The 8,910-nt window shown below is 66.4% G+C and carries 10 protein-coding genes; 5 read left to right on the top strand and 5 right to left on the bottom strand.

Features of this window, described 5'->3' with window-relative positions; genetic code table 11:
• Positions 1 to 202 precede the first annotated feature (202 nt).
• Together miaB and ABNS06_RS01955 are read right to left on the bottom strand one after the other, a co-directional pair.
• On the bottom strand, positions 203 to 1,546 hold the full coding sequence (gene miaB, locus ABNS06_RS01960; protein WP_348672282.1) for a tRNA (N6-isopentenyl adenosine(37)-C2)-methylthiotransferase MiaB: 1,344 nt from the start codon (positions 1,544 to 1,546) through the stop codon (positions 203 to 205).
• A 97-nt stretch (positions 1,547 to 1,643) separates the two neighbouring features.
• Positions 1,644 to 2,081 (bottom strand): low molecular weight protein-tyrosine-phosphatase, encoded by a 438-nt coding sequence (locus ABNS06_RS01955; RefSeq protein ID WP_348672281.1) that lies wholly within the window; start codon positions 2,079 to 2,081, stop codon positions 1,644 to 1,646.
• 205 nt (positions 2,082 to 2,286) lie between these two features.
• Here ABNS06_RS01955 and ABNS06_RS01950 point away from each other — a divergent pair, with 205 nt between their 5' ends.
• The 4 genes from ABNS06_RS01950 to ABNS06_RS01935 are packed head-to-tail and all read left to right on the top strand — an operon-like array spanning position 2,287 to position 5,843.
• Positions 2,287 to 3,627 carry an arylsulfotransferase family protein gene (locus ABNS06_RS01950; protein ID WP_348672280.1) on the top strand — a complete coding sequence of 447 codons (1,341 nt, stop codon included), beginning with the start codon at positions 2,287 to 2,289 and terminating at the stop codon, positions 3,625 to 3,627.
• A 3-nt stretch (positions 3,628 to 3,630) separates the two neighbouring features.
• The gene (locus tag ABNS06_RS01945; RefSeq protein WP_348672279.1) at positions 3,631 to 3,951 is read left to right on the top strand and encodes a hypothetical protein; all 321 of its coding nucleotides are present in this window, start codon (positions 3,631 to 3,633) and stop codon (positions 3,949 to 3,951) included.
• A 24-nt stretch (positions 3,952 to 3,975) separates the two neighbouring features.
• On the top strand, positions 3,976 to 4,692 hold the full coding sequence (locus tag ABNS06_RS01940; protein ID WP_348672278.1) for a hypothetical protein: 717 nt from the start codon (positions 3,976 to 3,978) through the stop codon (positions 4,690 to 4,692).
• Positions 4,689 to 5,843: a sulfotransferase gene (locus ABNS06_RS01935; RefSeq protein WP_348672277.1), complete on the top strand. Its 1,155-nt coding sequence runs from the start codon at positions 4,689 to 4,691 to the stop codon at positions 5,841 to 5,843. The genes ABNS06_RS01940 and ABNS06_RS01935 overlap by 4 nt, the downstream gene beginning before the upstream one ends.
• Positions 5,844 to 5,849: 6 nt before the next feature.
• Here ABNS06_RS01935 and ABNS06_RS01930 read toward each other — a convergent pair whose 3' ends face one another.
• Entirely contained in the window at positions 5,850 to 6,254 is a 405-nt protein-coding gene (locus ABNS06_RS01930; protein ID WP_348672276.1) for a hypothetical protein, read from the bottom strand.
• 175 nt (positions 6,255 to 6,429) lie between these two features.
• On the opposite strand from ABNS06_RS01930, the gene ABNS06_RS01925 reads away from it, so the two are divergent.
• Positions 6,430 to 7,107, top strand: coding sequence for an NAD-dependent deacylase (locus ABNS06_RS01925; protein ID WP_348672275.1), 678 nt, complete (start codon positions 6,430 to 6,432; stop codon positions 7,105 to 7,107).
• Positions 7,108 to 7,111: 4 nt separating this feature from the next.
• On the opposite strand, the gene ssb is transcribed toward ABNS06_RS01925, so the two are convergent.
• Together ssb and ABNS06_RS01915 are read right to left on the bottom strand one after the other, a co-directional pair.
• Positions 7,112 to 7,630, bottom strand: coding sequence for a single-stranded DNA-binding protein (gene ssb, locus ABNS06_RS01920; RefSeq protein ID WP_348672274.1), 519 nt, complete (start codon positions 7,628 to 7,630; stop codon positions 7,112 to 7,114).
• An 82-nt stretch (positions 7,631 to 7,712) separates the two neighbouring features.
• On the bottom strand, positions 7,713 to 8,876 hold the full coding sequence (locus ABNS06_RS01915) for an MFS transporter (protein WP_348672273.1): 1,164 nt from the start codon (positions 8,874 to 8,876) through the stop codon (positions 7,713 to 7,715).
• Positions 8,877 to 8,910 lie beyond the last annotated feature (34 nt).

Below are 8,910 nucleotides of genomic sequence, written 5' to 3'. Positions count from 1 at the left end.
GGTGTCACCGTGAATCTGGAAGCGGTTGCCGCGATTGCGGATCTCGACATCCAGCCGCCGCTCGATCTCGCGCAGGTTGGCGTCCAGCGGCCCGCACAAACGGGCCAGCCGCACGTTGTCCGCGGGCATGAGCACCACGTCGCGCGGCTCGGTTTCGGCGTCGGTCTCTGTCACCACTGTCATCCTGACCCGTTCGACCGTCTCAGGCCGCCGCGCTCGCGGCAACCAGCCGGCCGCGCAATGAGTTCGGCAGCGCCTCGGTGATCACGACATCGACCATCTGCCCGATCAGCGCCGCGCTGCCATCGAAGTTGACCCAGCGGTTGTTGCCGGCACGTCCGGCCATCTGGTTGGGGGACTTCACCGACGCCCGCTCGACCAGCACCTGCTGCGTGCTGCCGACCAGCGATTCGGCATAGCGCATACCCTGCTGGCGCACGCGGTTCTGGAGAATCTGCAGGCGCTTGGACTTTTCCTCGGCCGGCACCGTGTCAGCCAGATTGGCCGCCGGCGTGCCCGGGCGCGGGCTGTAGTTGAACGAAAACGCGTGGTCGAAACCGGCTTCGTGGACCACGTTCATCGTCGCCGCGAAATCCGAATCCGATTCGGTCGGGAATCCGACGATGATGTCGGTGGACAGCGCGATGTCCGGACGCGCGGCTCGCAGCCGGGCGATCTTGTCCAGGTACTCGGCCGCGGTGTGGCCGCGTTTCATCATCGCAAGAATGCGGTCGGAGCCGGCCTGCACCGGCAGATGCAGATAGCCCGCAAGCTTTGGCACCTCGGCGTAGGCGGCGATCAGGTCGTCGGTGAACTCGGCCGGATGCGAAGTCGTGAAGCGGATGCGCTGGATGCCCGGCATCTCGGCGGTGTAGTGAATCAGCAGCGCCAGGTCGGCCGTGGCGCCGTCGGCCATCGCGCCGCGGTAGGCGTTGACGTTCTGGCCCAGGTAGGTGATTTCGCGCACGCCCTGCTCGGCGAGCTGCGCGACCTCGGTCAGCACGTCGTCCAGCGGGCGGCTGATCTCCTCGCCGCGCGTGTAGGGCACCACGCAGAACGTGCAGTACTTGCTGCAGCCCTCCATGATCGACACGAACGCGGTTGGACCGTCCGCACGCGGCTCGGGCAGGTTGTCGAATTTCTCGATCTCGGGGAACGAGATGTCGACGATGGTGCGGCGTTTCGCGCGCGCCTGATCGACCATCTCCGGCAGTCTGTGCACGGTCTGCGGCCCGAAGACCAGGTCCACGAACGGCGCCCGCTCGGCAATCGCGTCACCTTCCTGCGAAGCCACGCAGCCACCCACGCCGATCAGCAGATCGGGCTTGCCGTCCTTCAGCGGCCGCAACCGTCCCAGCTCGGAAAACACCTTTTCCTGCGCCTTCTCGCGCACGGAACAGGTGTTGAGCAGCAGCACGTCCGCCTCGTCGGGATCATGCGTTCGTTCCAGCTGATGGGAACGCGCGAGGACATCGGCCATCTTGTCCGAGTCGTAGCTGTTCATCTGACAGCCGAAAGTCTTGATGTATAGCTTGCCGTGCGGCATGACGCATCTGGGCTCGAAGGAACCGGGCAGTATAAGGGAATGATGTGGCGCTTTGGCGCAAAACCGCCATGCGGCGGCCTGGACGGATACGCGTTGGCTAGACCTTGGTCATCCAGTCATCCACGGACGCCACCGTGTCACGCCAGGCCTGCTCGAAGGCCTCACGCGGCCGGCGGTACGGATCGGCCACCTCGGCGTTGTTGCGCCAGCGGCCGATCAGGTGCACGCGGCCACGCGACATCGGGAAATTCTGGTGAATCCACTGCAGGTGGCCCTTGTCCATCACCAGCACCAGATCGGAGTGGGCGATCATGTCCTTGTCGATCTGCCGGGCGCGATGCGCGCTGGCATCCAGACCGTTCTCCTGCATCACCTCCAGCGCTAGCGGATCGGCCGGGTGACCAACCAGCGCACCGATGCCCGCGGACTCCACGACCGCGTTCGGCCGGTCCGCCAGACGCTCGCGCAGCAGGTATTCGCCCATGGGGCTTCGGCAGATATTGCCGGTGCAGACAACAAGAAAACGGTTGAACATCGAAATGATCGCGCTTGGAGATTCATACAAACCGGGCGGCGGGCTGCCCGTCGCGGGCGCGGAGAATACCAAAGCTTCGTCCCACGCGGCGTGAACATCGCCGTGGAACCAAATGAAATCGGGCAGAGTCTGAGCAGGCAAGGAGACGTCGCGGGCCTGTCAGGGACCGCGACGGGCGGGGGAACCCAGAACGAGGGTTCTCTGCATGGACAATTCGGACCGCCTCGGCTTTGCCGCGTTTTTCGTTGCATGCCTGTTCCTCGCCTTCCTCGGCGGGGCGGCGGTCATGCTGACGAAGGTCTTCCCGGCCGAACCGCTGACCAATGCCTACAAGGCGGGCCGCGCGCTACTGCTCCGGCGCGAGATCGAGAACTCCTACGTGCAGACGGACCAGTGGCGCGAGGCGCGCACCGATGCCCGCGGCACCACGATCCATGACCCGGCCCAGGCCTATCAGGGCTACACCCTCTATACCCGCGGCGGCAGCACCAGCGCTCACCTGATCGACATGGACGGCCAGGAGGTCCACCGCTGGAGCCTGCCGTACCGCGAACTCTGGGACAGCACGCCCGATGGCCGCCCGGCGCAGCGAGACGACCTGATGTACTGGCGCAAGGCCATCATGGAGCCCGATGGTGACCTGATCGCGATCTACATCGCCGCGGCCGACACGCCCTGGGGCTACGGCATGGTGAAGCTCAACGCCGACTCCGAGGTGATCTGGTCGTACCACGGCGCCGTGCATCACGACTTCGACCTCGGCTCCGACGGCCGTGTGCTGGCGCTCACCCACGGCTTTCGTGATACCCGCTACGAGGTCTTCTCCTCGCTGGCCAAGCCGTTCCTCGACGACCAGGTGGTCGTCATCGATGGCGAGACCGGGCAGCCGCAACAGCAAATCTCGGTCTTCGATGCGTTCTACGATTCCAAGTACCAGATCATTCTGACCGCGATTCCCTATTTCGCGCTGGAAGATCCGCTGCACACCAACAGCATCCAGCTGATCGACGACGAGCTCGCAGCGGTCTTCGCGCCGGCCCGAGGCAAGGGCAATCAGGTGCTGATCTCGATGCGCCACCCCGCCGCGCCCGCGCTGATCGACCTGGACTCCGGCGAAATGACCTGGGCCACCAAGGGTCCCTGGCATGGCCAGCATTCCATCCAGGCCTGGCCGAACGGCAACTTCACCGTGTTCGACAACTACGGGCACTACACCGACGGCGACCGCAGCCGGATTCTCGAAGTCGACCCGAGCACCGGTGGCGCCGTTTTCTCCTACGCGGGCAGCGCCGACAAGCCGCTGGAAAGCAAGCTGCGCGCGGCCGTGACCAAGTTTCCCAACGGCAACTACCTGATCACCGAATCCGATGGTGGCCGCCTGCTGGAAGTCTCGCCGGACGGCGAGATCGTCTGGGAGTTCATCAACCCCGTCCGCGGGGGCGACAACGACCAGTTCATTCCCGTCGTGTCCTCCGGACAGCGCCTGACGCCGGACGAACTGACACCGGCATTCCGCGCACGCCTGCAATCCGCAACCAGGAGCTAAGCCATGCACCACAAACCCGAGCAAACCAACCACCGAAGCCTGCAAGTCGCGCTGGCGATGCTGGCGTGCATCGCCCCGATGGCCGCGGCCCAGGCCTATGTCGGACCCGGCGCCGGACTGAGCCTGTTGGGCGCGCTGTGGGGGCTGATCGCCGCGCTGGGCGCCGCCGTGCTGTTCGTACTGCTGTGGCCCATCCGCCGCGCGCGCCGTCGCCGCAGGCTGGCCGCCCAGGCGGAGCAGGCCGAGGCCATGGACGAGACACCGGATGAGCCGGCCGCCGACGTCCGCCAGCCGCAGGGCCCGGAATCCGGGCGCACGGCCTGACCCACCCGCGAAAGGGAGTCATCCATGGGCATCTTCGACTCGCCGGCTCCGGTCTTTTCGACAGCGGACCGGCTGATGGCCACCGCGCTGCCCGACTGGCTGCGCCTGGTCATCTGGGCCGGGCTGGCCGCGATCGTGACCATGCTGCTCTACAAGTGGCTGTCGCCGCAGTCGCGCATCGCCGAAGCCAAGACCGAGGCCCGTGAGGCGCGGGCGCGGCTGAACGCCTTCGACGGGGACTTCGCCGATGCCGGACCGCTGATCAAGCAGCAGTTCTCGACCGCGCTGCGCCATGTCGGTCTGGTCGTGCCGGGCACGTTGCTGGCCATCGTGCCACTGCTGAGCCTGCTGCTGTGGGCGGAGACCTATTACGGCCATCGCCTGCCGCCGCCGGATGATCCGCCGACGGTGCGCACCGTGCCCGAGGGTGCCGTGACCCGCTGGGATGGCGGCAGCCAACCCGCCTCACTGTTGGTGCTCGAAGGCTCGCGGGTTGTCGCCGAGATCGACATGACCGCGCCGGTAGGCATCGTCACCAAGCGGCCGTGGTGGCACTGGCTGGCGGACAACCCGCTGGGCTATCTCCCCGAGGACGGGCCGGTCGAGCAGGTGTGGATCGCGCTGCCCGAGCGGCATGTGCTGCCGTTCGGACCGGAATGGCTCCGATCCTGGCTGGCCGTGTTCATGCCCGTCATGTTCGTCGTTTCCCTGCTGATGTACCGCTGGGCAAAAATCCAATGAACGATATCCATACACCCCAACGCACCGCCCGATCCAAACCCAGCGAGGCCGCCGTCGGCAGCTTTGCCGTGCCGACCTGGATGCACTGGATGAGCGGTTGGCAGCACAACCATCCCGAGTCGGCCATCGGCCTCGGCAACTTCGACACGCGGATGGCCGAGGACGCCATCGCCAGCGTGGAGATCAAGGCGCCGATCTACATCGCCGGCCTGGCGCGTTCCGGGACCACCATCCTGCTGGAGCTGCTGGCCGAGCACGCCGATGTCGGCACGCACCAGTACCGGGACTTCCCGCCGGTGATGACGCCCTGGCTGTGGGATCGCTGGCTGTCGCGCGTGCCGGAACCGAAGGAAGACGCCAAGGAGCGCGCGCATGGCGACGGCATCAGCGTCACCTCGCGCAGCCCAGAAGCCTTCGAGGAGGTGCTGTGGATGGCGTTCTTTCCGGAGACGCACAACCCTGCCCACAGCAACGTGCTCAACGACAGCACACGGCACCCGCCGTTCGAGGCCTTCTACCGCGAGCACATCCGCAAGCTGCTGGCCATTCGCGGCGCTGCGCGCTACGTCGCCAAGGGCAACTACAACCTGATGCGCCTGGAATACATCCTCAAGCTGTTTCCAGACGCCAGATTTCTGCTGCCCATCCGTGATCCGGTGTGGCACATCGCCTCGCTGATGAAGCAGCAGACTCTGTTCGAGGCTGGCGAACAGGCCCATCCACGCTCGCTGGACCACATGCGCCGCGTCGGCCATTTCGAGTTCGGCCTGGACCGGCGGCCGATGCACACCGGTGACGACGACGCGATTCTTGAAGTGCAGGACCTGTGGGCGCGCGGGCGCGAGGTGGAAGGCTGGGCCAAGTACTGGGCCATGGTCTACAGCACCGTGGCCGACCAGCTCGATGCCAATCCGGCGCTGCGCGACGCCTGTCAGGTCATCCGCTACGAAGCACTTTGCAAGGATTCCGAACCAGTGCTGGAGTCCGCCTACACGCACTGCGGGCTGGACATCGACCACCCCGTCATCGAGGCCGCCGCGGCGCGACTGAAGCTGCCGGGCTACTACCAACCGGCCTTCGAAGCCAGCGAACTCGACCTGATCAGCCGGATCACCTGGCCCACCGCCGCGCGTTTCGGTTACGCCGAGTAGCCGCGACTAACCAGCCTGAGCGCAACGGTAGCGGCGCAGTTCGCTCTCGCCACTCAGGTCAATCAGCGCCTGGCGGTTGTTGGACAGCCGGTAGTGGTAGGTCCGGCTCCAGAAATCGCCTTCACCGCTGAATCGCAGGTCCACGCGAATCTCCTGCGGCGAAATGCGCTCCACGGCCTGCACATAGGCGGTGCTCTCGTAGAACTGGATCTTCTCGGCATCGACGCGAAGCCGCGTGTCGTTGCGGCCGCTGCCACAGTCCTCGAAATGCAGATTCCATTCCCCGCGAAAGCCCTTGGGAATCTCCGACGCCTGCGTGGCGGCCAGCCCGTCGCAGCCGGCCAGCAACCCCATGCCGCCCAGCAGCAGGGCCACCGCACCAAGCGACGGCGATCGCCAAGATCGATTCACGCGATGAAACATGCTTCCCTGCCTGTTCCGGCGCGGCATCACCAGCGCACGCGCCCCTGTGCATGACCGTAGTCAAGGGAGGCATATCGTGGCAAGCGGTCGCGCCGAAGGACGACGCGGGTTCCAATGGGAGGGGCGATCGAAACCCGTGTCACCAGGTCGGGAGAAGAAGCTCTTGAAGATTGTTGTACTCAGCGGCGCAGGCATCAGCGCCGAAAGCGGCCTGCCCACGTTCCGAGGCGCGGGCGGGTTGTGGAACGGTGTTCGCGCCGAAACCCTGGCCACTCCGGAGGCCTTCGCCGATGATCCGCAGCGGGTGCTCGATTTCTACAACTTTCGCCGCGCCATGGTGCGCGATGCCGAGCCCAACGCCGCGCACCGGGCCGTGGCCGCGCTGGAACAGCGCCATCAGGTCACGGTGGTCACGCAAAATGTCGACAACCTGCACGAGCGCGCCGGCTCGACCGACGTGCTGCATGTGCACGGCGAGATCATGACCGCCCGCAGCAGCCGCACGCCGTCATTGAAGCTGGCCATGCAGGATCGCGACATCCGTCTGGGCGATCTCGCCGAAGACGGCGCCCAGTTGCGTCCGGACGTGGTCTGGTTCGGCGAGACGGTGCGGCACATTGATGACAGCCTGGACCGCATCCGCGCCGCCGATCGCTTTCTCGTCGTCGGCACCTCGCTGCAGGTCTGGCCGGTGGCCGACTGGGTGCATCACGCCGTCAACGCCGGCGAACGGGTGATCGTCGCGCCGGAACTGGCCCGCTGCCCGGACGGGTTCGACTGGTTGCGGGGCAATGCCTGCGAGCATGTGCCCCGCGTGGCCGAACGCTGGCTGGACGCCTGAGGCTCTAGAACGGAATGTCGTCGTCGCCGAAGTCATCAACCGGCTGCGGCGACGGCGCGTTGCCGCCATTGCCACCGCCGGATCGGCCGCCACCGTAGTTGCCGCCGCCACCACCGCCGCCGCCGTAGCCGCCACCGGACGAGGAACCGCCTCCGAAGCCACCACCACCACCGCCCGAACCGCCGCGCCCGCCGAGCATCTGCATTTCGTTGGCGATGATTTCGGTGGTGTAGCGGTCCTGGCCGTCATTGCCCTGCCACTTGCGGGTACGCAGCGAGCCTTCGACGTAGACCTGTGAACCCTTGCGCAGATATTCGGCGGCGATCTCCGCCAGACGGCCGAAGAACGCCACGCTGTGCCATTCGGTTCGTTCCTTCTGCTCGCCGGACTGCTTGTCGCGCCAGGTCTCGGACGTGGCGATCCGGATATTGGTGACCTGCGCACCGCTGCTCGGGATGCGCCGGGTTTCCGGGTCCGCCCCGAGGTTGCCGACGAGAATGACTTTGTTGATGCCACGTGCCATGCGAGAGTCCCCGAAAAGCTGGTTTGAAGAAGCCGGTTAGCGTACCCGCAGTCGGGTCATGCTGACCACAGCGCCCGAATCATCAGGCTGCCTTGAGTGTTCGCCACGGCGTACGCGGCGCAAACAGCAGCCAGCTCGCAAGCAGGCCACCCGCGGCGACCAGCACGCCATTGAGCCCCCAGCCGGCCATGATCCAGCCGCCGGCCGCGCCGCCGGTGAACGCACCGAGGAACTGGGCCGTGGAGTACATGCCCAGCGCGGCGCCGCGCGCCTCGACCTGCGCGGCCTGCGAGACCAGCGACGGCATGGTCGCCTCCAGCAGGTTGAAGCCGGCGAAGTAGACGCTCAGCGCCAGGAACATCGAACCGGTTGCGACCACCCGCGTCATGCCGACCAGCGACACCGCCGCGATGGCAATGCAAACAAGCACGACTGCGGCCTGATGCCCGCGCCGCTCGGCCAACCAGATCAGGATCGGCAACGGCAGAATGGACACCAGCATGGCCGGGGCGAACACCGACCACTGCTCGCCGGCATCCACGCCCAGCCGCCGGCTGAGCAGCACGGGGACCGCGACAAACACTGCGGTCATCGCCGCATGCAGCACGAAAATGCCCGCGTACAGGGGATGCAGACGCGTGTCGCGCAGCGCGGCGTTCAGCCCGCTGACCAAGGTCGTCGGCTCGCGCCGCTCCGGCCGGGGAATCAGCACCAGCAGGACCAGAATCGCGAGGAAGGCGAACGCCGCCGCCAGCCGGAACACGCCAGCCAGGCCCAGCCATGCGGTCAGCACCGGACCGATCATCAGCGCCACCAGGAACGCCATGCCGATCGAAATGCCCAGAATCGCCATTGCGGTCGTGCGCACGGCCGGTCGGGTCAAATCGGCCAGCAATGCGTTGACCGCCGCGGCAACGGCGCCGGCACCCTGCAAGGCCCGCCCGACGATCAGCCACTCGATGGACTCCGCCGAGGCGGCGACCAGGCTGCCGGCAAAGAACACGACCAGGCCGAACACGATGACCGGAATCCGCCCCAGTCGATCGGAGGCCAGCCCGAACGGTAGCTGCAGCACGGCCTGGGTGAGGCCGTAGACACCCACCGCAAGCCCCACCAGAACCGGCGTGGCGCGGGCATAGTCATCGGCGTAGGCGGCCAGCACCGGCAGCACCATGAACAGGCCCAGCATGCGCAGCCAATAGACCAGCGCCAGGCCACCCACGGCGCGGCGTTCGAGGGAATTCATCCGGAAGGCAATACAAGAAGAACGAAACGCGTGT

The sequence above is a fragment of the uncultured Abyssibacter sp. genome, assembly GCF_964000955.1.
In the GTDB taxonomy this organism is placed as follows: domain Bacteria; phylum Pseudomonadota; class Gammaproteobacteria; order Nevskiales; family OUC007; genus Abyssibacter.
The sequence above is the reverse complement of the archived record's forward strand: the minus strand, read 5'-3'. Positions and strand labels throughout refer to the sequence as shown.